At 56.5% G+C, this 23,153-nt stretch carries 23 protein-coding genes; 11 read left to right on the top strand and 12 right to left on the bottom strand.

All coding sequences use genetic code 11. From position 1 onward, the window contains the following. The first annotated feature begins 2 nt into the window (after positions 1 to 2). The 7 genes from OC445_RS03495 (at position 3) to OC445_RS03465 (ending at position 5,529) form a co-directional block, all read left to right on the top strand. Positions 3 to 701 (top strand): PspA/IM30 family protein, encoded by a 699-nt coding sequence (locus OC445_RS03495; protein ID WP_014720114.1) that lies wholly within the window; start codon positions 3 to 5, stop codon positions 699 to 701. Between the two features lie 156 nt (positions 702 to 857). Further along, entirely contained in the window at positions 858 to 1,418 is a 561-nt protein-coding gene (locus tag OC445_RS03490; RefSeq protein ID WP_054896928.1) for a rhomboid family intramembrane serine protease, read from the top strand. A 72-nt stretch (positions 1,419 to 1,490) separates the two neighbouring features. Continuing rightward, positions 1,491 to 2,525, top strand: a complete 1,035-nt coding sequence (locus OC445_RS03485; protein ID WP_198791690.1) for an ion channel — start codon at positions 1,491 to 1,493, stop codon at positions 2,523 to 2,525. Continuing rightward, positions 2,512 to 3,186, top strand: coding sequence for a DUF2491 family protein (locus OC445_RS03480; protein WP_198791691.1), 675 nt, complete (start codon positions 2,512 to 2,514; stop codon positions 3,184 to 3,186). The genes OC445_RS03485 and OC445_RS03480 overlap by 14 nt, the downstream gene beginning before the upstream one ends. Before the next feature lie 16 nt (positions 3,187 to 3,202). Continuing rightward, a complete protein-coding gene (locus OC445_RS03475; RefSeq protein ID WP_003194539.1) occupies positions 3,203 to 3,631 on the top strand; it encodes a DUF350 domain-containing protein in 429 nt (142 codons plus the stop codon). Positions 3,632 to 3,649: 18 nt separating this feature from the next. Beyond that, entirely contained in the window at positions 3,650 to 4,360 is a 711-nt protein-coding gene (locus tag OC445_RS03470) for a DUF1190 domain-containing protein (protein WP_181125279.1), read from the top strand. 11 nt (positions 4,361 to 4,371) lie between these two features. After that, a complete protein-coding gene (locus OC445_RS03465) occupies positions 4,372 to 5,529 on the top strand; it encodes a glutathionylspermidine synthase family protein (RefSeq protein ID WP_236453015.1) in 1,158 nt (385 codons plus the stop codon). Positions 5,530 to 5,660: 131 nt separating this feature from the next. On the opposite strand, the gene ycaC is transcribed toward OC445_RS03465, so the two are convergent. After that, the gene (ycaC, locus tag OC445_RS03460) at positions 5,661 to 6,293 is read right to left on the bottom strand and encodes an isochorismate family cysteine hydrolase YcaC (protein WP_014720109.1); all 633 of its coding nucleotides are present in this window, start codon (positions 6,291 to 6,293) and stop codon (positions 5,661 to 5,663) included. Positions 6,294 to 6,980: 687 nt separating this feature from the next. Between ycaC and OC445_RS03455 the strand changes: the two genes are divergently transcribed. Next, complete coding sequence (locus OC445_RS03455; protein WP_198791693.1) at positions 6,981 to 8,258, top strand: outer membrane protein transport protein; 1,278 nt, start codon at positions 6,981 to 6,983, stop codon at positions 8,256 to 8,258. Between the two features lie 457 nt (positions 8,259 to 8,715). On the opposite strand, the gene OC445_RS03450 is transcribed toward OC445_RS03455, so the two are convergent. The 3 genes from OC445_RS03450 to OC445_RS03440 are packed head-to-tail and all read right to left on the bottom strand — an operon-like array spanning position 8,716 to position 11,434. Then, positions 8,716 to 9,273 (bottom strand): NADPH-dependent FMN reductase, encoded by a 558-nt coding sequence (locus OC445_RS03450; protein WP_198791694.1) that lies wholly within the window; start codon positions 9,271 to 9,273, stop codon positions 8,716 to 8,718. Continuing rightward, complete coding sequence (locus tag OC445_RS03445; RefSeq protein WP_054896921.1) at positions 9,270 to 10,223, bottom strand: NAD(P)H-dependent flavin oxidoreductase; 954 nt, start codon at positions 10,221 to 10,223, stop codon at positions 9,270 to 9,272. Before OC445_RS03445 ends, OC445_RS03450 begins: the two co-directional genes overlap by 4 nt. Before the next feature lie 17 nt (positions 10,224 to 10,240). Beyond that, positions 10,241 to 11,434: an acyl-CoA dehydrogenase family protein gene (locus tag OC445_RS03440; RefSeq protein WP_197880350.1), complete on the bottom strand. Its 1,194-nt coding sequence runs from the start codon at positions 11,432 to 11,434 to the stop codon at positions 10,241 to 10,243. Positions 11,435 to 11,617: 183 nt separating this feature from the next. Here OC445_RS03440 and OC445_RS03435 point away from each other — a divergent pair, with 183 nt between their 5' ends. The 3 genes from OC445_RS03435 to OC445_RS03425 all read left to right on the top strand — a co-directional run bounded on the left by OC445_RS03435 (position 11,618) and on the right by OC445_RS03425 (position 14,367). Then, a complete protein-coding gene (locus OC445_RS03435) occupies positions 11,618 to 12,280 on the top strand; it encodes a TetR/AcrR family transcriptional regulator (RefSeq protein WP_197880351.1) in 663 nt (220 codons plus the stop codon). A 424-nt stretch (positions 12,281 to 12,704) separates the two neighbouring features. Beyond that, the gene (locus tag OC445_RS03430; RefSeq protein ID WP_172415507.1) at positions 12,705 to 13,397 is read left to right on the top strand and encodes a Crp/Fnr family transcriptional regulator; all 693 of its coding nucleotides are present in this window, start codon (positions 12,705 to 12,707) and stop codon (positions 13,395 to 13,397) included. A 190-nt stretch (positions 13,398 to 13,587) separates the two neighbouring features. Continuing rightward, positions 13,588 to 14,367 carry an SDR family NAD(P)-dependent oxidoreductase gene (locus OC445_RS03425; RefSeq protein ID WP_262019942.1) on the top strand — a complete coding sequence of 260 codons (780 nt, stop codon included), beginning with the start codon at positions 13,588 to 13,590 and terminating at the stop codon, positions 14,365 to 14,367. 863 nt (positions 14,368 to 15,230) lie between these two features. Here OC445_RS03425 and OC445_RS03420 read toward each other — a convergent pair. From OC445_RS03420 to eat, 8 genes are all read right to left on the bottom strand, one after another. Then, positions 15,231 to 16,001: a helix-turn-helix transcriptional regulator gene (locus OC445_RS03420; protein WP_262019941.1), complete on the bottom strand. Its 771-nt coding sequence runs from the start codon at positions 15,999 to 16,001 to the stop codon at positions 15,231 to 15,233. 211 nt (positions 16,002 to 16,212) lie between these two features. Next, positions 16,213 to 16,740, bottom strand: coding sequence for an inorganic diphosphatase (ppa, locus tag OC445_RS03415; protein ID WP_003176323.1), 528 nt, complete (start codon positions 16,738 to 16,740; stop codon positions 16,213 to 16,215). Between the two features lie 109 nt (positions 16,741 to 16,849). Further along, the gene (locus tag OC445_RS03410) at positions 16,850 to 17,665 is read right to left on the bottom strand and encodes a zinc-dependent peptidase (RefSeq protein ID WP_198790875.1); all 816 of its coding nucleotides are present in this window, start codon (positions 17,663 to 17,665) and stop codon (positions 16,850 to 16,852) included. 6 nt (positions 17,666 to 17,671) lie between these two features. Then, complete coding sequence (locus tag OC445_RS03405) at positions 17,672 to 18,328, bottom strand: DedA family protein (RefSeq protein WP_003194521.1); 657 nt, start codon at positions 18,326 to 18,328, stop codon at positions 17,672 to 17,674. Between the two features lie 321 nt (positions 18,329 to 18,649). Beyond that, positions 18,650 to 19,108: a GNAT family N-acetyltransferase gene (locus OC445_RS03400; RefSeq protein ID WP_014720105.1), complete on the bottom strand. Its 459-nt coding sequence runs from the start codon at positions 19,106 to 19,108 to the stop codon at positions 18,650 to 18,652. A gap of 89 nt (positions 19,109 to 19,197) precedes the next feature. Then, entirely contained in the window at positions 19,198 to 20,034 is an 837-nt protein-coding gene (eutC, locus tag OC445_RS03395) for an ethanolamine ammonia-lyase subunit EutC (protein ID WP_054896915.1), read from the bottom strand. Further along, the gene (locus tag OC445_RS03390; protein WP_003194516.1) at positions 20,031 to 21,425 is read right to left on the bottom strand and encodes an ethanolamine ammonia-lyase subunit EutB; all 1,395 of its coding nucleotides are present in this window, start codon (positions 21,423 to 21,425) and stop codon (positions 20,031 to 20,033) included. Before OC445_RS03390 ends, eutC begins: the two co-directional genes overlap by 4 nt. 63 nt (positions 21,426 to 21,488) lie before the next feature. Next, positions 21,489 to 22,922: an ethanolamine permease gene (gene eat / locus OC445_RS03385; RefSeq protein WP_003194515.1), complete on the bottom strand. Its 1,434-nt coding sequence runs from the start codon at positions 22,920 to 22,922 to the stop codon at positions 21,489 to 21,491. Positions 22,923 to 23,153 lie beyond the last annotated feature (231 nt).

The following is a 23,153-nucleotide window of genomic DNA, read 5'->3' as shown; positions in this document are numbered from 1 at the left end:
CAATGACTCAGTCCATCTGGAGCAAATTGTTCACCGCGTTGCGTGGCGGTGCCAGCGAAGTCGGCGAATCGATCGTCGACCAACAGGCCCTGCGCATCCTCGACCAGGAAATTCGCGATGCCGACAGCGCCTTGGCCAACGCCAAGCGTGAATTGGTAAGCATCATGGCCAAGCACAAACTGGCGGCTGATCGCGTTGGCGAGTACGACGCCAAGATCAAAGACCTGGAATCCAAGGCGATGGCCGCTATCCAGGCCAACCGTGAAGACCTCGCCCTGGAAGTGGCCGAAGCCATTTCGACCCTGACCAACGAGCGGGACGTGGAGCAAAAGCAGACCACCGAGTTCGGTGGGTACGCTGAGAGCATGCGCAAAGACATCACCAAGGCCGAAAGCCGCATCAAAAGCCTGCGCCAGCAAGTGGACATGGCCAAGGCTCGCGACAGCGTGCAAAAGGCCCAGGTCAGTGCCTCCATTGCCAGCGGCGGTGCCAACGGCAAGCTGGAAACCGCCGTCGGTACGCTCAATCGCTTGCAGGCCAAACAGCAACAACGCGCCGCTGAGCTGCAAGCCCAGGATGAGCTGGCTGAAGCGTCGACGGGGACAGACCTGGAGCGCAAACTGCGCGATGCCGGCATCACGCCGAACGAAGGCAGTGCCAATGCGATTCTGGAGCGTCTGAAGCAAAAGTCGGCTGAGTAATCAACGCAGGTCAGTTAAGCCTGCAACTTTGTGGGGAGGGAGCTTGCTCCCGCTGGGCTGCGCAGCAGTCCTGTTTTTGGGGCCGCTTCGCGCCCCAGCGGGAGCAAGCTCCCTCGCCACAGTGGCAGTGCCTTTCTTTTGTATGTTGAGGTCAGGATGAACGCCTTGAAGGGTTTCAAGACAATCGCAGGCCTGGCCCTCTTCATGGTCGCGCTGCAACTGCTCAATGTGGCGACCGGTTACAGCCTCATGGCATTCGGGCTAATCCCAAGAACGGTGCAGGGTCTGTTCGGCATCCTCTCCTCGCCGTTTTTGCACGCCTCCTTCGCCCACCTGAGCGCCAACCTGATTGCCTTTGTGATCCTGGGTTCTCTGGTCATCATCGAAGGGGTCAACCGGTTCATCGCCGTCAGCGCCATCATCATTCTGCTGGGCGGCTTGTTGGTCTGGCTGTTTGGTTTTTCAGGCGTACACGTCGGCGCCAGCGGCTGGGTGTTCGGGCTATGGGCTTATCTGCTGTCTCGCGCCTGGTTCCATAGAAGCTGGGGCAACCTGCTAACAGCCGCTGTCGTGGCTTTGCTGTATGGCGGACTGGTCGTGGGCTTCCTTCCGCGGCAGGGCGTTTCCTTCGAAGGGCATCTGTTTGGTGCGCTCGCCGGATTTATTGCAGCCAAGGTACTTCTATCCACGCCGCGCAGCGGGTTTAATGCCGGGTGAACGCACTTGAGCATCCAGACGCCGAGGCGATGCTGTCGTCAGGATTCAAGTACCCAGGGAGCCAGGGGCCAAATGTCGATTTTCCTACTGTTACGCATGTACGCCTCGTCCCTCTTTCACCGCTTCGGTTGGGCAGGGCTGATCGTTGCCTTGGGTGTCCACCTGAGCACGGCTTACCTGGGCCTGGTGTTGCTGGGCGAACAACACCTCACCGCTCCCGCCACGTTTATCTACTTCTACCTCACCACCACACTCACCGTCGGCTATGGCGACCTCGCGCCGCAGACCTCGGCGGGACGAATTTTCGTGGCGACCTGGGTCATGCTCGGGGGCATTGCGCTGCTCACGGCCGCCATCGGCAAAACCACCAGCAGTGTTATCGATGCATGGAGAAAAGGCATGAAGGGCAAAGGTGATTTCACCGGCAAGGTCGGCCATACCGTGCTGATCGGCTGGGAGGGCGCGTCCAGCGAGCGGGTGATTGAATTGTTGCTGCAAGACGAAACCTCGAACGACAACCTGATCGTGATCTGCGATTGCAGCCTTGAAGAAAATCCGATGCCGGGCAAAGCAGCGTTCATCCGCGGCGAAAGCCTGTCTTCCACCGCACTGTTGCTGCGTGCCGGTGTGCCCGGTGCCGAGCGTGTGCTGGTGCGAACCCCGTCTGATGACCTGACGCTGGCCACCGTGCTGGCGGTGAATCAACTGAGCCCCGTCGGGCATGTGGTCGCCCACTTCAACGAAAGTGAAATCGCTGCACTGGCCAGCTCCTACGCCCCGCGCCTGGAATGCACGTCCAGCATGGCTATCGAAATGCTGGTGCGCGCCTCTCAGGATCCGGGCTCGTCGGTGGTCATCAATGAGTTGCTGTGCGTGGGGCAGGGCGCCACCCAGTACCTGATGAAATTGCCCGACGCCTTTGAGGCAACATTCGGCGAGCTGTACACGCAGATGAAGGAGCGCCACAACGCCACCCTCATCGGCTATCGCGCCAAAGGTGTTCAGCAGCCATCGATCAACCCGCCCAGTGCCACAGAGGTCAAAGGCGGCGAACTCTTCTACATCGCTTCCACTCGCCTTAAGGAAATCTCCCATGGGATGGCTTAAACAGTTGATGGGGCTTGAGGCCCCAAAAGCCACTACCGACTCGAGCCGAACCGCCAGCCCAAGCCTGCCTGCCACTGGCCCTTTGGGCCTGGCGCCGGGCAAGGGCGTGATGTTTGACACGACTCTGAAATTGCTGCTCGATGAAAAAACTAACGTGGTGATCCCCGGCTCCCAGGAAATCTGGAGCAACGGCACCATCGACCTCGGCCAGTCCACCTGGCTGTCGCGCTATTACATGAACGACGAAGATTATTGGTTGCAGGTGCACACCACCGGCCAGATAGCGGGCCAGGTCGAGTCAGTGATTCTGTTCAACTACCTGAGTTACGTCACCATCAGCAGTGAAGCGGAACTGAGCAGGCTGGCGGGCCCACAGAGCATGATCGGGCTGCCGACCTACACCCACGACGGCGTCGAGTACTTCCGGGAGTGGGGCAGCGAGGACGGCCAGACCGAATTGGTGGCGATGAGCGAACAGGTCACCAGCCCAGAAGCCACCTACAGCGTCGAGCACCGTTCGATGCTATACGCCCGCGACACCGGCTTGACCGACCGCCGAGAGTTCCTGCTGTTCTCCGTCGAAGAAGATGCCGAAGGCACCATCAGCCTGAGCACATCCCTGGGCATTTCGCTGTACACCACCGACCTGACTACGCTCTAAAAAAAGGAAGCCGTCCATGCTAGAAGCACTCTCCATCTCCCTCAACAAAGCTGCGGTGCTCGGCTTTGTCCTCTACATCCTGGGGGCTGCGGTACTGTTCGCGCTGTTCCAGTTCATCTACACCCGCATCACCCCGCATAAGGAGTTCGAACTGATCCGTGCGGGCAACACCTCCGCAGCGGTCGCCCTGGGCGGTGCCATCGTCGGTTTCGCCATTCCGGCCAGCAATGTGATTGCCTACTCGATCAACGTTCTCGACTTCATCGTCTGGGCCGTGATCGCCGCCGTCGTCCAACTGCTGGCGTTTCTGCTGACCAGCCTGGTGCTCAAAGGCACGTCCGAGCGCATCAAGAAGGGCGAACTGGCGGCCGGTATCTACGTGGCCGCGGTGGCCATCAGCGTCGGCATGCTGAATGCCGCGTGCATGACGCCCACCTCGAACTGATTGCCCACGGAGCTCCCGATGAAACGAAGCAAGTACGTCCAGCTGTCGCTGGCAGCGTCGGTCGCCATGGCGATATCCGGCTGTGGCCCAACGGAAAAAACCTACGATCTGCAAAAGAAGTACAACTTCCAATCGGTACAGCAATGCGCCGATGAAAAACTTCCGGTAGACGTCTGCTCGGACGCCTACATGACGGCCATGGCCGAGCATCGCCGCATTGCGCCGGTGTATGACAGCCAGGCCGATTGCGACGCCGACTTTGTCGCTGACTGGTGCCAGCAAGACTCCACCGGCAAATTCATCCCGCGCTTGGGCGGTTTCGAACTGACCGCCGAAGGCCAGGTGACCCAATCCCAGGTCGACGCTGCCAATGCGCAAGCGGCCAATGCTCAGGCCAGCAGCGGCGGCTCAGGCTTCTCCACCAGCAGCCTGCTGACCGGCTTGCTGATCGGCAACATGCTGAGCAACAACCGCAACAGCTACCGTTCGGAACCGGTGTACCGCTATCGCGATGATCGCGGCAACTACGGTAATTCGACGCTCAACCAGCGCGTGTCCAATGGCGCGACCTTTGGCCGTTCCAATCAGGCCCGGTACGGCAGCAGCAATTACACCAACACGCTGCGCTCTTCACCTAAGTCGAGCTCGGTTTCATCGGCCACCTCCCGCGGCGGCTTCGGCAGCAAAGCCAGCGCACGCAGCGGCTGGGGCGGCGGGTCGAGCAGCTAAGGAAACCGGCCATGAAGAAGATCCAATGCGCAGAGCGTCATGACTGGAAACACACAGCCGAGAGTCTTGGCTTCCTGTTCCATACCATCGACGACGAACCTTACTGGGACGAAAGCGCGTACTACCAGTTCACGCTCAAACAAATCGAGCGCGACCTCGAAGACCCGACCACCGAGCTCCATGACATGTGCATGGACCTCGTCGCCCGCGTGGTCCACAGCGAAGAACTGCTTGAACGCCTGAGCATCCCCGCGCCGTTCTACGACATGATCCGAACCTCATGGCTCGAAGGCCACCCGCACCTGTACGGGCGCATGGACTTCTCCTACAACGGCAGCGGGCCCGCCAAGTTGCTGGAGCTCAACTACGACACCCCCACCAGCCTCTACGAAGCAGCTGCGTTTCAGTGGGGCTGGCTGGAACAATGCATCGAACGCGGCCTGCTGCCCAAGCACGCCGACCAGTTCAATAGCATCGACACCAAACTGCACCAGGCCTTCGCCCAACTGCAGGTCAACCAGCCGTTCTACTTCGCCTCGATGAAAGACTCCATCGAAGACAAAGGCACCACCGACTACCTGCGCCTGGTCGCCGAAAAGGTCGGCATCGAATCGCGCCACATCGACATCGAAGACATCGGCCTGACCAGCGAGGGCCGCTTCGTCGACCTTGAAGATCGCTGGATCCCCCACCTGTTCAAACTGCACGCCTGGGAGTTCATCTTCCACGAGCCCTTTGGTGCCGCGATTGCCAAGAGCGACACGCAGTTCTTCGAACCCGCGTGGAAATCCGTCCTCTCCAACAAAGGCATCCTGCCGCTGCTGTGGGAATTCAACCAAGGCCACCCCAACCTGCTCGCGTCCCACCTGGACACCGACCCAGGCAAGGCCGTGCCAAAAGGCTGGGTGCGCAAGCCGTTCTTCTCCCGGGAAGGCGCCAACATCGAACTACAAACCGCCGACGGCCTGATCGTAAAAGAAGACGGCCCCTACACGGATGCGCCATTCATCCTTCAGGAGTTCGCACCGCTGCCAAAATTTGGGGACAGCTACACGCTGATCGGCTCTTGGGTAATTGGCGACCAGGCCGCTGGCATAGGTGTGCGAGAGGACAATAGCTTGATCACCAAGGACTCAAGCCGGTTTCTGCCGCACTTGATCCTGGATTAAGGAAGTTGATCGTTCCCATGCTCCGCGTGGTAATGCATCCAGTGACGCTCCGCGTCACCCACACGCATCTCAATCTACGCCCATAAAAAAGCCTGCCTTTTCAGGCAGGCTCAATACGGAGCATGGCAGTCTTAGCTCTGGCGAGCAGACAGGGCCGAGTAGCTGTTCATCAAATTGCGATAGTTAGGAATCCGCTGGGACAACAAATTCCCCAGCCCTTCGATATCGTTGCGCCAGTCGCGGTGCAACTCACACGCCACCGAGAACCAGTTCATCAACTGTGCACCGGCCTGTGTCATCCGGCTCCACGCCGCCTGCTGCACCGTGGTGTTGAACGTGCCCGACGCATCCGTCACCACAAACACCTCAAACCCTTCCGCCAGCGCCGACAACGTCGGGAACGCCACACACACATCCGTCACCACACCGGCAATGATGATTTGCTTACGCCCCGTGGCCTTGATCGCCTTGACGAAATCCTCGTTGTCCCAGGCATTGATCTGACCAGGGCGAGCGATATACGGCGCGTCCGGGAACATCTCCTTCAACTCCGGCACCAGCGGGCCGTTAGGGCCTTGCTCGAAACTGGTGGTGAGGATGGTCGGCAAGTTGAAGAACTTGGCCAGGTCAGCCAGAGCCAGCACGTTGTTCTTGAACTCGTTGGGGGAGAAGTCCTGCACCAGGGAGATCAGGCCGGTCTGGTGATCGACCAGCAGAACAATGGCGTCGTCTTTGTTCAAGCGGTTGTAGGTTGCAGTGCTCATGGTTGAATCCTTTTTTGTTTAGGTTGGTTGGGCGTTGCGTTCAACATGGGCACAGATTAATGGGTGGGTGACGAGGGATAAATCGGGTGGAAGGAGTCTTACTGTCAACTTAAAAGAGACAGTTGTTGGCGCATAATGTTTGCATCGGATTGCTGCGCAAAGGATCCCCATCGCCTGCATCTTATGGTAGCTGTGCGCAGCACACCCTCGTGTGCGCCGGGTTCCAAGCGACCGGTGGACTAACTGCTTACGGCTGCCACCGTTTGTTTAGTTCCACAAATGACCGCTTCAATTAGCGATTGGAACTTTGCTATGGATAACGTTGTTTTGGATTCGATGTCGTCACGCGACTCATGTCTCACTGACATAGCAATTTTATTGAGTGGCAGTTTTTCAAGCGTTGGTGGTAGTTGCGGAAAATACTCAATTCGGTCAGGCCGGTTCTACTCGTTGTCTAAGCGTATTGGGACGATCGAGAGGTCACGATTTTTCGGTTTGCTCTCCCGTTTTGCTTATTCAGACGATTTTCTCGAGCAGATTGTCTCCTAGGTGACACTTTGGGCTTTCTCGCCTTAATAGAATTAGAACTCCCATGTTTCACGCACGTTGTGAAAAGTGCATGCGCGCGTGGTAGGGCCCTTTGTGTATTCGTCAAAGGGCCATTTTACGAATCGGAGTCGGATAACAATGTATAAAAAGACTGTTTCTCGAGTTTTTGCCCTGAGTGCTTGTGCAATATCGCTTCAAGCATATTCCAACGGCGTCACAGTTAATGAGCAAAGTGCAAGTGGGGCGGGCACGGCATTTTCTGGCAGGGCATCGACTGTTCTGGACGCAAGTATTATCTACGGAAATCCCGCAGGATTAGTAAAGCTCAAGCGTTCGGAGATCAGCGGTGGTTTTGCAGTCATTGATCCGAGCATTGATATAAAAAATGTATCGAGCGGTGCTCGAGGTACTAATAAGGGTGATTCAGCTCCTATTACAACCATTCCGTTTGGGTACGCTTCGTCCCCCTTGAGTGATGACGTCAGTGTTGGGATAGGTGTGTATGCGCCGTTCGGACTGATCAACGACTATGAGTCTTCGTTCCAAGGTCGCTATCACGGTTCATATAGTATGGTAAAAGTCATCACTTTCCAGCCAACCATCAGCTTCCGAATCAATGACTTCATTTCTGTCGGAGGAGGTTTAACCATAAATCGTCTTGATGGCAAGTTGAAGAATGACTTGGCCACCGCAGCGCTTAACCCAACTGGAAAAGATACCGAACTCAAGATTAAGGGGGATGATACTGCTATCGGTTATAACCTTGGTGTGATGATCGACATCAGTGAGTCCGCCACGTGGGGCTTAGCCTACCATTCCAAGGTTGATTATAGCCTCAAAGGCCACATCAGCGTTTCGGAGTCCCCCGCTGCTTTTCGCTTGAACGGTCGATACGGCACGAGCATGGATGTCACTCTTCCAGAGTCTGTCGACACCTCACTGACATACCGCTTCGATGAGAAGTTGACTGGTTACCTTGGCACAACTTGGACACGCTGGAGTCGCCTGAAGGATTTGACTGCTGAGAATGAGGGAATCCCTCCGCTCGGCGTCGCTTTAGGATTTGGGACGGTGGGTGAGGAGGTCAACTTTCGTGATATTTGGTCAGTGGCTGTAGGTACTGCCTACCAATTGACACCGCAGTGGGTGCTGCGAACTGGCTTTGCCTACGATCCGTCTCCGACGACGAACGAAGATCGGATCGTTCGCATCCCTGTGGGGGATCGTCGAACAGTGACTGTTGGCGCAGGTTACTCTCCCTTGAGCGAGCTGACATTCGACATTGCATATGCTTACCTTTGGGAAAACGCTGCTCCGGTCAGTCAGTCAAACTCATCCGGTCTCCAGCCCGCATACAGTGCGAAGTACGAAAATAGCGCACATGGACTGACAGCGCAGATGACTTATCGCTTTTGAGCGGGCGATGTTGATATCGCACTTCGGCGCCCTGCCGGGTAATTGCTCTGCTACGGTGGTTGTCAGATTTACTGGCTCTTCCTCATCTTTGCCAGAACAACCCTGACGATATAAAAGCTTCGTCTTTAAACGACCTCTTCAGTGGTTTTCTGGCCGCCGTCTGTACCGACAACATCACGGTATATCGCCTGTCGCTATACAGGGTATTCTGGATAGCGATGGGTCCGAGGCCGACTATATAACTCTGATAACATGATCTTCGCGCCTCGGTCATACCAAGGTTTCCAGATACTTGGGTCCGTTTAAACCCCCGTTGACAAATTGGATGTAAGTTGTATAAGGCCGCGCGCTGCAATAGGCGTTTACGCGTGATGATCGGACGATTTACCAATTCATATAGAGTGGCCGATTCGGCGTAAGATCAGTCAAAGTTTCAGAGCGCGAAGTTGGCATTACGTCAATGAGTCATGTGGCAGAACTCCAGCACTTGGTCGGTCATGATTTGTAATTGTTTATCCACCAGTTCGTCATTGCATGCACCGTCCGCCTCGAAAGTTGTCTGCGTCGAATTGATCACAACGCCCATAGGTGTGGGCCAGCCACGCAATGCATGAACGATACTGCGCAATCCCACTAGGGTAGCCGCGCCGGCCTGCCAGCCTGCCGCTAAACCGATGCAGCCCACGGCGCGACGACTTAGGTAGGGATGCGCATCGCCACGCGCCTCCTCCATATAGTCGAGAGCGTTTTTCATCAATCCAGAAAGCGCTCCGTGATAACCGGGCGAGGCCAGAATCACGCCATCGGCTTGCCGTATCTCGTTGAGCAAATCCTGCACCAGTGGGTGGGAAACCGGTGCTGAGCCATACAGGGGTAACTGCAGTTTTTCTCCCCCCAACAGTTTGATGCGAGCTCCACCGTTTTCTGCATGACTGAGGACGTTGAGCAGCACTCGCTCAGTCATTGAACCGGAGCGAGTAGTGCCACCGATAGCCACGATATAAGGTTTTTTCATTTCAGTGTCTCTTCCGTGCAGATGAAGGCCGGCCGGCGAACGGCCTGCCAGTAGTCGTTGACCAAACCGGCGATTAGCTCGCGTGCGGGCTCCGAACGCTTGATCGCATCCACGCCGTGTCCCGCGGACCGTACTTGAGTCCAGCGTCGTTTTGCGCCTTTGGGATCGGCGAAGTCGATCGCCGTGGACTTGCCCGGGTTGTCATCAGTGATATCCGCAAGATCCAAACTCTGCCGCAACCAGTTGGCTGCCACACCGGTGACTTGGTTGCTTAGCACCAGATCCTCGAAGCCAGATTCCACTAGCATTTTCCTGTAGTGCTCATCAGCGAGGCTTTCTTGGCAAGGAATGAAACGCGTACCCATGGATGCTAAATCTGCACCCAATAATTCGGCGGAGCGTACTGAAGCCCCCGTCATCAAGCCTCCGGCCAGAACCAAAATGCCGTCGAAGAACTCACGAACGGCGCCGACCATGGCGAAGCCGTTCATCTGTCCCGTATGCCCGCCAGATCCGGCACTGACTAAAATCAGGCCATCAGCGCCTGCCTTAGCGGCCTCCCTTGCATATTTCAGCGAGTTGACATCCGCTAGCACGCGGCCACCGTATCTCTGTACCCGCTCGATTACCGCCTTGGGACTGCCAAGCGCAGTGATCACGAGTGGTGGCTTGAACTCTTCAACTAACTCGAGATCTTGCGATAGACGATCATTACTGCGGTGTACCACTAGGTTGACCGCCCAAGGCGCATCCTTTTCGGTAAGCGTCTGGCTAATCTGCAATAGCCATTCTCGAAGAATCGCAGGAGTGCGGGCGTTGGGAGTCGGAAAGCTACCAATTACACCGTTTCGGCAACACTCGATCACCATTTGCGGTCCAGAAATGAGGAACATTGGAGCCGCGATTAGCGGCAATGCAAGACGTGAACGCCACTCCGTAGGAATGCTCATTGGAGGTCTCCTCTGTTTCAGAACATAGAGACGTTGGTATCGAGCCCAAGGAATAGCCGCCCGACCACTTCATAGGTGGATTCACTCACCATGAAGTGTTGGGTGACTACGTGGATGTCACGCAGACATTGCTGCAGGGGCGAACTGTCAAAAATCGAAGAGCCACCACCCAGTTGATACATGCTGGTAACGATGTTACGGGCGATCTCTACTGCGTAAGTCGTAGCCAAGCGAATATCGCGGCGCTTTTCAAGGGCAATCACACCTTGCTGCTCGGCCTCATTCCACGCCTGACGAACGGATTCCATCAAGAAAGCCCTCGCTGAGCGCAAGCCAGCCTCGGCCTTTGCTATTGCCTGTTGCGTGCCCGGACGTTGATCCAGGGTTTTGCCGCTGAACTGCGGTGTTCGCACTTTGGCTAGGTCGCACAGGCTGTCCAGCGCATGTCGGGCTATACCCAGCGCCACAGCACCTACGCCAATACCGAGCAGGCCGAATGCGGGAAACCGATAAAGCGTTCGAGGCAGCGGCTCATCATCCGTAAGCGAGGCGCTGTGATGTTCAGCTACGAATACGTCATGCACTTCGAACTCGCCGCTGCCACTTCCACGTAGCCCAAACGTGTCCCAGTTGTTCAGCCAAGTCACTTGGTCTCGACGGAATACCATCATCTGCACACGTGTAAAACCGTCGGGGAGGATTTCTGGTTTGCCCTGCTCGTTGAGGACCATGCAGCCACCGAGGACGATGTCAGCATTTTTGCTTGCCGACCCCCATGCCCAGCGACCACTGATGCGAAAGCCCGGTACGCCGTCGCGCACTTCACGTGTGGCTTTGCCACGCGGAGCGAACACACCCGCCGCCTTTAGCTGAGGATTGGAAAACAGTTCCGACGCGCCCTCATTGGGTAGATAGGCGGCGAGAATACAAGCGGTGCAGTCGATGAATGTGCACCAGGCAGCCGAGGCCTCGTAGCTTGCCAGCCGCTCAATAACTTCGACAAAGGTCTCCACACTCACTTCCAGTCCACCATACTCGCGCGGCGTCAGCATACGGTACAGTCCGGCGCCGGCCAGCGCTTCGGCCAAGTCTTGAGGCAGGAATCGATTGGCTTCGATCTCCTTGCTCCGGGCCGCACAGCGACGCCCAAGATCATCGGCCGAGGCCAAGAGGTCTTCACGCTGGGAATCGGAAGGGGCAACAGTGCTCATTATTGTTCTCCTGTTTTCAAGCGGGTGGCAGACAGCTGCACAGAAAAGTACTCCAGGTGGAGTATTTTTACTTTTATCCGAGTGGATAATTTTGTCAATAGGCGCGTATCTGAAATAATCACCCCTCATGCCGCAGCCGGAAAAATTGGCCGTGGAGAACCGTCTTCCTCCTCAGGTCTTGTCATGACAGAACTGCATTCGAATAAACCGTCGCCGTCCCGCTGCGACGAAAACCTTTCCGCCAAAGGGGAGCAGCGCCGCCTTTCGCTGATTGAAGCAGCCATGCGTCTGATCGTTCGCGATGGGCATCACAGCCTCAGCCTGCGCAGCGTGGCCAAGGAAGCGGGTTGCAGTCATGGCTCGGTTGCTTACTATTTCGGTTCGAAGGGCGCATTGATGTCGGCAGCCATCGACCATGCCTGCGAAAAAATCGCCACCAGTTTCAGCGAAATCGCTCCTGACTTAGAGGCGTGCGCACATGACCCAGCACGGTTCGCTACGCTCATCGCCCAGTACAACACTCGCCTGCTGATCGAGGATCGCAGTATGGGGATCGCTGTATACGAACTGAATCTTGCCGGTGCCCACGACCCGAGCTTGCGTCCAGCCCTATCAAAGTGGGGACGTATACACGCTGACCTTTGCAGAGAGGCGTTTCTGAAGCTCGGCTCGCAGGACCCAGGCGCCGACTTTGCCTTCGTCTTGCATGCCATCGGCGGCTTGGTCATTGCTCAGTTATCCCTTCCACGCAAGGACTTCGAGCATCGGATTTTCCTACCCGCCATCGAGCGTTTGGTATTCAGTGTTGCTGGACTCGCGCCGAGAGCTGCTCAAGCTAAATCCTAGTGTGGCGTGTTAATACGTAGAGTAATAAAGCATTAAACAATATATAAGTTATTGTGTTACTCATGATTGTTGTGGGGGGCTGACGTACCACGTTGAAGGTGGGGGCGCATTTGCCAGTCTGATCGAGGGGGCAGGGTTCGGTATTTAGATCGGCTTTTTTGCAGTTGTGTTGATATATAAGGCTGAGGTTGTGGAGGGTTGGCTTCTAATCAAGTCTGGCGCGTAGTCTCTTTTTCGTAGGTCAATAACAGTAATCGACGAGCGTATCGCCAACCACAGGTTGTCCGAATTTGCGTGACGGCTTGTAGTCGTGATTTGATGTGGTCAGGGCGCAACCTGGTAAGCCGTACCTTGAACATATTCTGGCGGCGAATAGGTCGGTTGGTTAGAGACGATTGATTACATGCGAAAGGGGAGTGATGAAATGACCGGTTTTAATTGGATCGAAGACTTGAGTCCTTCGGCTAGCGAAGCTTTGCGTGAAAAGTCACGCATACGTAGCCTGCCTGGTGGCATTACTCTGTACCGTCAGCGTGATCCAATGACGGAGGTCTTTCAGATTGTTTCTGGCGCGGTTCGGCAATGTATATTAACCGCGGATGGTCAAGAAGTTCTGATCTATATCTATAGGCCCGGAGATGTAATCGGTGACAGCGCTGTAGCTAGCAATGAATCGTATTCGATAAACTTTATCACGCGGGGGAAGTCGGTATTAAGAGTATGGGGTGCGCGTGACTTTAATGATCTTAGGGCTCGTTATCATGACATTGAAGCGGCTATAGTTGCGCAGACTAATCGTCGACTCAAAGGTGCGCTTCAGATAATCGAGGAGCTTTTGACGCTGCCGGTCGCCGCCCGCATAGCGTCTCGGTTTGTTTCTTTGGCACAGATGCAAAAGTCAGAAAAAGTTGCTGTCAGCCTGAGTTTGTCCCAATCAGATATAGGCTTGATGGTTGGCAGTGCTCGACCTAATGTTAACCGAGCAATAAGGGAATTGCGCGAGTTGGGTCTAATAGAAACCGATTACGGTAGAATTTTGGTAAAGAATAGGGAAGGGCTTGTCCGCTACATAAACGATCATGGTCGTCAAACTAAAAACAATATAGATGATGAATGATACGACATCGCGACGGGTGATGTTGCATGAGAAGGTACAAGAGTGTCATTTGTATGACGTTGTTAGGGAGCGACTCTTTCTATCATAGGGGCCCGGTGTGTGACCCAAGGCGGATCGGGTTCATTACAAAAATCGAAGCGCTTTAAAATTGTATCTCTGATACGCACACGTCCGGTGGGTAGCATTAAAAATGAATAGTAATAATAAGCTTTTTGATGTGTCTGGCAAGGTTGCTGTCGTAACTGGAGGCACTCGAGGGATAGGTTTCATGATTGCCAAAGGGCTGGTGCAGAACGGGGTTAAAACCTATGTGGTATCTCGCAGTTCTGAAGCCTGTGCACAAGCAGAAGCTGATTTGAAACAATATGGTAAGGCGATCGCAATCGCTGCCGACTTGGCAGACCTAGCGCAGCTGGACGTTGTGGTCGAAAAAATTTTGGCGCGTGAGCCAGAAATCGACATTTTGGTAAATAATGCTGGCGTCACTTGGGGGGCGAGTTTTGATGCGTTTCCTGAAGCTGGGTGGGATAAGGTGATTGATCTCAATATGAAATCTGTCTTCTTCTTAACTCAGCGCTTGGTGAACGCGTTAAAGGCAGCCGGCAGCCTCGCGGATCCATCTCGAGTGATTAACATCGGTTCTGTCGACGGGATTAGTGTTCCTGAGTTTGAAAATTATTCATATTCCACAAGTAAGGCAGCGGTGCACCATTTGACCCGCCATTTAGCGTGCGATCTCGCGTATGCAAACATTAACGTTAATGCTATAGCGGTAGGCCCTTTCAAAACTAAAATGACAGAGTTTATGCTTGGTAAGCATGGCGATGCTATAATAAAGTCAATGCCGCGCGGACGTCTTGGTATTGAATCAGATATCGTTGGAACCGTTATTTTTCTAACGTCCGCGGCATCGTCGTTTATGACTGGAGCAGTGATTCCGCTTGATGGCGGTTGTTCAATCAGTCGATAAGAATGCACCCGCTGATAGACTTTAAAAAGATCGAAATATTCTCTATTAGAGTAATTGAGGTGACCGGGTAGTTGTGAAAAGTCAGTTTTTTCCGCGGTCCACTCGCTGGTAAAAATCAAAGAATATTTAATATTGGTGTTGCAATGTTCTGGAGGCGATAGTGGCCGCTGTGCTTGCGATGCTCTGTTTTGCAGCTTGAGCGCGCGTGAATATTTTCAGGGCGTTGCGGGGTTGTGAGTTAGAATTTTTTCCCAATGGGTTTAGGGAGGCGGAAGCCACGACCTTCTGGAATACTTCCCATTTTTTATTGCGGTAAAATTATTGTCTGCAGTGTACTTCGCTTTGGGGACTATTGTTAATGCAATTGAGTTATGGTCTGTGTGTCATCTAATATTAAATGTGATTTCTGTGTTCGATATGCTATTAATTATCTGCCAGGTGTTTGCTGTTTCTCTATGGTTGCAGTAATTAAATATCAAGCGCGTTTTTTCTTGGTGGTGATTGCGGTTGTTGTAAAACTCGGCTATCTGAGTTTTCCCTAAAGCCATATTTACGGATGGGTTAATTAAAGAACACCATGGGAAAGAGAAATGCCCCGAAAGCCCCGAAATATCTTAGCTATCAGGAAGATTCTCGGATGGGGCAGGATTATTTCGGACATTAAAAAGCCGGCTTGTGGCCGGCTTCTCGGGGGACTGCCTCAGCTTGTTTTTGACAAACCTCACCAGCCTTCAAATCGCTCAGCCCACATTGCGTCAGGCTGAATAGTAGGGGCATCCGCGGGAACTCCTCCGCTTCGCCGGCAGGGAATCAGCTAAAAGCGACCCCTGCCAAATGTGCGGCGCATGATATCCACATTCACTTCAGTTGCCCACCTCCGGTTCCGATTTAGAGCCTTCCCAGCCCAGCAGGTGTTCATCCAGCGGCACCGGTGGGCGGCGGTTGTTGAGGGTGGACCACCAGAATACCCAGCCGACGATCTTGAAGCTTTGCTCGAAGCGTTCCTCGTGGTTCAGATATTCGTCCGGGTGTTCGCTGGCGTTGTGGCTGCGCATGCGCAGGCCGCCGCCAGGGCGGTTGTAGAGGTATTTGATGCGCAGCATGCCGTCGTGTTCGACGGCGTAGATTTCGCCGTCGATGATTTGGGTGCGGCCTCGGTCGATGGCGAGTGTAGCGCCCTGTTGGATGATGTCGATCATGCTGTTGTCGACCATGTAGGCGCCTATCGCGCGGTAGGGGTTGACGTTGAGGGTTTCCAGATTGTGCAAGGAGACGCGGATGCGTTCGGTTGAGGTGAAGGTGGGGTGGAGAGGGATCTCCACGTCGGTTTTTTCCGGGCGGCAGGCGGGGCCTGTGAGGTATTTGCCTGTGTCTTCGCGGGTGGTTGCAATCCTTGCGATGGGGCCTTCCAACAGGTAGTTGGCAGGCGGGTGCTTGGGGCCTTTACCGTCGCTTAACCAGCGACTTGAGACGCACAGCAATTCTGCGATCTCGTTGAGTCGGCCCATGGGGACGCCGCGTTTGAACCAGTTGTTCACGTGCTGAGGCGTGACGCCGCGGTTCTTGGCGAAGTCGGAGGCGGAAAGATGAACTTCCCGTAGTAGTGCTTTTAAACGATCACCTGATGTATTCATAAACGCAGAGTTTACTGGCCGGAAAGTCCCATCAAATAAACCATGCGTTGATTTGCAGTTGTAGGATCTGGCTTAGTTATGGCTTGATCTTTCATATGTGCAACTTGGTTAAACGCTGCAACTAAACATTGAACTTGATGTTTAGTCTGGCCCATAAAAAAGCCCCGAATTAACGGGGCTTTTTATTTGCCGTGGCACTGAGGTGCGGGTATCAGCCTTTGTAGGCAGCAACCGACTTCATGATCTCGGCGCGGGCGGCGTCTGCGTTGCCCCAACCGTCGATCTTCACCCATTTGCCTTTTTCGAGGTCTTTGTAGTTCTCGAAGAAGTGCTTGATCTGTTCCAGCAGCAGTGGCGGCAGGTCGGTGTATTCCTTCACGTCCACATACAGCTGGGACAGCTTGTCGTGTGGCACTGCGATGACTTTGGCATCGCCGCCGCCGTCGTCGGTCATGTTCAGGATGCCGACTGGGCGGGCGCGGATAACCGAGCCTGGGGTGACCGGGTAAGGGGTCACGACCAGCACGTCGAGGGGGTCACCGTCGTCAGCCAAGGTGTTGGGGATGAAACCGTAGTTGGCCGGGTAGAACATCGGGGTGGCCATGAAACGGTCAACGAACAGGCAGTCGCTGTCTTTGTCGATTTCGTATTTGATCGGCGCGTGGTTGGCCGGAATTTCGATGGCGACGTAGATGTCGTTCGGCAGGTCTTTGCCAGCCGGAATCTTGCTGTAGCTCATTGGGCGTTGCCCCCGTTAGTTGGCCATATGACATGGCCGGATTGGCCTAAAAGTGGCGGCGATTATAGGCATATTCTGACGCCGATGCCATGCGCCAAGCGTCGTACGGTCATTCGCCCTGTGGCGAGTAGCGCGGGTCGCTGGCTGGCAGTTGGGTCAGGCGGGCCAGGGGATCCTGGCGATAAAAGCGGCTGAGTTGGGCGTACACCTGTGGATAACAATTGATCAGTAAATCCGGGGCGCTGAAGAAATATTCACTGGTGACGGCAAAGAATTCCGCCGGGTTTTCCGCAGCGTAAGGGTCTATCTCGGTCTCGGCGTCCGGGTTGGCGTCCAACTGGCGGTTGAGGTCATCGAAGGCGCCTTGCATGACGCTGGCCCAGTCCTGCACGCGCATGTCATGGTGCAGAGGCGGCAGGCCGTTGGCGTCGCCGTTGAGCATGTCCAGCTTGTGCGCCAGTTCGTGGATGACCAGGTTGTAGCCTTCCCATTGGCCGCTGGCGAGCACACCAGGCCAGGCGAGGATCACCGGGCCTTGTTGCCAGGCTTCGCCGCTGTGTTCGCCGTCCCATTCGTGCTCCACGCCACTGGCATCGCGATGGCGTTGTGGGCTGAGGAAGTCGTCGGGGTACAGCACGATCTCATGGAAACCCTGGTACCAGTCGAGGTCGCCCAGGTTCATCAGCGGCAATTGCGCCTGGGCGGCGAGCAGCAGGCGTTGTTCCTGGTGCAGTTCGACGCCGGGCAGGGCGGTGAGGTGTTTTTCGCTGAGGAACACCACGCAGGCTTCGCGCAGCCACTGGTCTTGCTCCGGCGTAATGCCGTCGAGGAAGGTCAGGTGGTGGCGCACCCGTTGCCAGGTGTCATCGGCAATCGGGTGCTTGGCCAGCAGGCGCCGGCGACGCCAGGCGCTGAGGGACCACACGGGGAGTCAGTGCGGGTTGGCTTCGGAGGACGTGCGGCCAAAGCGGCTGCGCACTACGCCAATAATCATCGGCACCAGTGACAGCAGGATGATGAACACCACCAGCAGCGACAGGTTCTTCTTGATAAAAGGCACGTTGCCGAAGAAGTAACCCAAGGTCACCAGGCCACCGACCCACAGGATGGTGCCCAGTACGCTGAAGCCGAAGAAGCGCGGATACGGCATCTTGGCCACGCCCGCGACGAACGGCGCGAAGGTGCGCAGGATCGGTAGGAAGCGCGCCAGGGTCACGGTCTTGCCGCCATGCTTGTCGTAGAAGTCGTGGGTTTTTTGCAGGTAGTCGCGGCGGAAGATCTTGGAGTTCGGGTTGCTGAACAAGCGCTCGCCCGCCGTTCGTCCGATCACGTAGTTGGTGCTATCGCCGAGGATGGCCGCCAGCATCAGCAGGCCGGCCAGCAGGACTGGGTCCATACCGCCGCCAGCCGCTACAGCACCGGCGATGAACAGCAAGGAGTCGCCCGGCAGGAAAGGCATGACCACCAGGCCGGTTTCGCAAAAAATCACCAGGAACAGAATGGCGTAGATCCACGGACCGTAATTGGTTACCAGCATGTCGAGGTAGACGTCGAGATGCAGGATAAGGTCGAGCGGGTTGAAATCCATGGATGGCACCTGTGTGAATAGCCCGACTCAGCGGGCTTGTGCGGAAGCTCAGGCAATAAGGCTACAAGTAATTGTCGCGGTTCTTACAACCCTGAAAGGTCGGCATTATACGGATTGAGAGGTGAAAAGCGTGTGGCTTTTGTAGCGGGGGGTGTCGCGAAATTGTGAAGGGGTTGGGCTTCAAGCCAGTCGCCGGATCCAATGTGGGAGTTGGCTTGCCTGCGATAGCGGTGGGTCAGTATGAGAAATGCTCGCTGACACTCCACCATCGCAGGCAAGCCAGCTCCCACAAGGATATTGCGGTGTCTGGCTGACTGGTTTTCAGTCTTCGTTGATCGGCAACACGTAGTTTTTGAATTCGGTGTCTTCGCGAAACCCAATCGACTCATAGGTCTTCTGCGCCACGTCGTTATCGCTGCTGGTCGATACCCGCAGCCGCACCGCGTGGGTGTCCTTGGCCATTTTCTTGGCCGTGCGCATCAAGTTGTCGGCCACCAGTTGCCGGCGTGCGTCCTCGGCCACATAGATGTCGTTGAGGATCCACACCCGCTTGAGCGACAGCGAAGAAAAACTCGGATACAGCTGGCAAAACCCCAGCAGCCGCTTGTCGTCATCGTCGGCCAGGGCCAGGTAGATCACCGACTCCTTGCGCCGCAGGCGCTTCTCCAGAAAGGCCCGTGACGAGTCCGGGAACGGCAAGGCCCCGTAGAACTCGCGGTATTTGACGAACAACGGGGTCAACAGGTCCAGGTGTTCCAGGGTCGCTTGAGTAATCCGCATGCCAGGCCTCAACTTCCAAATGGGGTATGACCACACGAGCGGCCGTGACTCGATGCTGCCTAATGACGCTAAAAAGCGCAATCGTGCCGCTAGCGGTCATCTGCCGGGCTGAGCAGGAAATTGCCCTTCATCAGGTCCGGGTCGTCGGATTCGAGGGTCTGAACCTGTGCCTCATCCTTGAGATTGACCCCCGACAACTGCCGGCGACACGCCTCTCGCATCAAGTACAGCAGGCGATGGGCCGCCATGCCATAACTCAAGCCCTCCAGCCGCACATTGGAGATGCAGTTGCGATAGGCATCGGTGAGGCCGACCTTGGGGTTGTAGGTGAAATACAGTCCCAGGCTGTCCGGCGAGCTGAGCCCCGGTCGTTCGCCGATCAGGATCACCACCATCTTGGCGCCCAGTAGCTGCCCGATTTCATCGGCCACCGCCACGCGGCCTTGCTCCACCAGGATCACCGGTGACAAGGACCAGCCTTCGACGTGGGTCTGTTCTTCCAGGCGCGCCAGAAACGGCGCTGTATGTTTATGCACGGCCAGTGCCGACAGGCCATCGGCCACCACGATGGCCAAGTCCACGCCACCGGGCTGGGCCAGGGCGTAGTCGCGCAGCGTTTGCGCCGACTCATCGCTCAGGCGTCGCCCAAGGTCCGGGCGTTGCAGGTAGATGTGCCGGTCCGTGGCGGCGCTGTGCAACAACAGGCTGTCTCGGCCACGTTCGGCCAGTTGGTGGCTGAGCCCGGCGTGATCGAAGGGCAGGTGCACCGCGTCCCGCGCCTGGGCGTGGGCAAACTGGAAGTCCAGTTGGGCGCTGGTGGGAAGGCTGGTGCCGGTGCGGCCCAGGGCAATACGCGCCGGGGTCAGGCGGCGCAGTTCCAGCCACGGGTTGTCAGGCAATTCTGGTTGCACAGTCGGCTCCTTCATCCCAATTGCGCCAAGGCGTGGCGAAAGGCCGGTGGCAGGCTGTTGCCAAAGTGCACCTTGCCATCGGCCTGCGTGAAGATGCCCATTTTCGCCAGCCACTGCTCGAACTCCGGCGCCGGTTTTAAACCCAATGTTTGCCGCGCGTACAGAGCGTCGTGGAACGAGGTGGTCTGGTAGTTGAGCATGATGTCGTCGGAGCCGGGGATGCCCATGATGAAGTTGATGCCGGCCACACCGAGCAGGGTCAGCAGGGTGTCCATGTCGTCCTGGTCGGCTTCGGCGTGGTTGGTGTAGCAGATATCGCAACCCATGGGCACGCCGAGCAGTTTGCCGCAGAAGTGGTCTTCCAGGCCGGCGCGGATAATCTGCTTGCCGTTGTACAGGTACTCCGGGCCGATAAAACCGACCACGGTGTTCACCAGAAACGGCTTGAAGTGCCGCGCCACGGCGTAGGCACGGGTTTCACAGGTTTGCTGGTCGACGCCAAAGTGCGCATTGGCCGACAAGGCGCTGCCCTGGCCGGTTTCGAAGTACATCAGGTTCTGGCCCAGGGTGCCGCGCTTGAGGCTCAAGCCGGCGTCGTAACCTTCCTGCAGCACGTTCAGGTTGATCCCGAAACTGGCATTGGCCGCTTCGGTACCGGCAATTGACTGAAACACCAGGTCCAGCGGTACGCCGCGGTTGATCGCTTCGATGGAGGTGGTGACGTGGGTGAGCACGCAGGCCTGGGTGGGGATTTCGTAGCGCTGGATGATCGCGTCCAGCATCTCGAGCATGGCGCAGATCGAGGCGATGCTGTCGGTGGCCGGGTTGATGCCGATCATGGCGTCGCCGTTGCCGTACAGCAGGCCGTCGAGAATGCTCGCGGCGATGCCGGCCGGTTCGTCGGTGGGGTGGTTGGGCTGCAAGCGCGTGGACAAGCGCCCGCGCAGGCCCAGGGTGCCGCGAAACTGGGTGACCACGCGGATCTTCTGCGCCACCAGCACCAGGTCTTGCACGCGCATGATCTTGGACACGGCCGCGGCCATTTCCGGTGTCAGCCCTGGCGCCAATGCGCGTAGGGCCTGTTCATCGGCCGCGTCGCTGAGCAGCCAGTCGCGCAGGCCGCCGACAGTGAGGTGGCTGACCGCTGCAAACGCCTGTTTATCGTGGGTGTCGATGATCAGCCGGGTGACTTCATCGCTTTCATAAGGAATCAGTGCTTCTTGCAGGAAGTGCTTGAGCGGGATATTCGCCAGCGCCATCTGCGCCGCCACACGCTCACCGTCATTCTGGGCAGCGACACCGGCGAGGAAGTCCCCGGAGCGTGCGGGGCTGGCCTTGGCCATCACGTCCTTGAGGCTGTCGAAGCGGTAGGTTTGAGCGCCCACCGCGTGGGAAAAGCTTGCCATACAGTGTCTCCTTGATGACGCGGGCCTGCTGTGGGCAAGGCACCGCGTCGAGGTTTTCGGCAGTTAGTGCAGAGCGGCCTCTGCGGCCTGGATCGCCGCGAATTCCTCTTCCGGCGTGCCCGCTACCAAGTGATGCCGGCTGTAGAAAGCAAAGTAAGCAATTAATACTCCATAGATGATCGCCGCGCCAATCACCACGCGCGGGTCCACCAGAAAGCCCGCCACCACGGCCACGCAAGCCAGTACCAGTGCCACGCCTGAAGTGAAAATGCCCCCCGGCGTGCGGTATGGCCGCTCCATTTTAGGGCGACGGATGCGCAGGGTGATGTGGGCGGCCATCATCAATACGTAGGAAATGGTGGCGCCAAACACCGCCACCAGGATCAGCAAGTCACCCTGGCCGGTCAGCGACAGGCCAAAGCCGATAATCCCGGGGATCACCAGTGCCAATACTGGCGCCTTGCTCTTGTTGGTCTCGGACAATTTGCGCGGCAAGTAACCGGCACGGGACAAGGCAAAGATCTGCCGCGAATAGGCGTAGATAATCGAGAAAAAGCTCGCGATCAAACCGGCCAGGCCGACTAGGTTGACGAAGCTGCCCATCCAGGTGGAACCGCCGTAGGACAACGCCAAGGCTTCAACCAGCGGGTTGCCGGATTTGATCAGCGCGTAAGTCCCCGCACCGCCCGGCGCGATCACCAGGATCAACAGGGCAAAACTGGTCAGCACCACAATCGCGCCGATCAGCCCGCGAGGGAGGTCGCGCTTGGGGTTCTTGGTTTCTTCAGCGGCCAGCGGCACGCCTTCCACCGCCAGGAAAAACCAGATGGCATAAGGGATCGCGGCCCACACGCCGACGTAGCCGAACGGCAGGAAGCTGCTGGCGCCCTTGGCCTCGGTCACGGGTATATCCAGCAGATTGGCGACGTTGAAATGCGGCACCATCGACACCAGGAACACGCCCAGGGCAATCGCGGCGACAGCGGTGATCACGAACATCAGCTTCAAGGCTTCGCCCACACCAAAGATGTGGATGCCAATAAAGATGATGTAGAACGCCAGGTAGATCATCCAGCCGCCAATGCCGAACAACGACTCGCAATAGGCGCCGATAAACACTGCGATGGCGGCGGGGGCGATGGCGTATTCGATAAGGATGGCAGTACCCGTGAGGAACCCGCCCCAAGGGCCGAATGCGCTGCGGGCAAAACCGTAGCCACCGCCAGCAGTGGGGATCATGGAGGACAGCTCGGCCAGGGAAAAGCACATGCACAGGTACATGGTGGCCATCAGCAAAGTGGCGAGGAACATGCCGCCCCAGCCGCCTTGGGCCAGGCCGAAGTTCCAGCCGGCGTAATCGCCGGAAATAACATAGGCGACGCCAAGGCCAACCAGTAGTACCCAGCCGGCGGCGCCTTTTTTCAGTTCGCGTTGTTGAAAATAATCGGTGCCGACTTTTTCGAAGTCGACAGAAGAACCAGTGGGTTCGCTAGGCATGGGAAGTACCTTCCATTCTTATTGTTTTTGACTCGGCGTCTGTGTGCCGAACGAGGTAGCAATTGCTTGTGATATCAAATGTGGGAGCTGGCTTGCCTGCGATAGCGGCCTGTCAGCTACCCCTTATTTGGCTGATACACGCCGCTAATGTAGGAGCGAGCTTGCTCGCGAAAAACTTGCGAGCGCCTCGGGGAGTCAGGCTGCTCGCGTTATCGTTAACGTTCTTCGCGA

The sequence above is a fragment of the Pseudomonas sp. Pse35 genome (assembly GCF_024519715.1).
GTDB classification, from domain to species: domain Bacteria; phylum Pseudomonadota; class Gammaproteobacteria; order Pseudomonadales; family Pseudomonadaceae; genus Aquipseudomonas; species Aquipseudomonas paracarnis.
The sequence above is the reverse complement of the archived record's forward strand: the minus strand, read 5'-3'. Positions and strand labels throughout refer to the sequence as shown.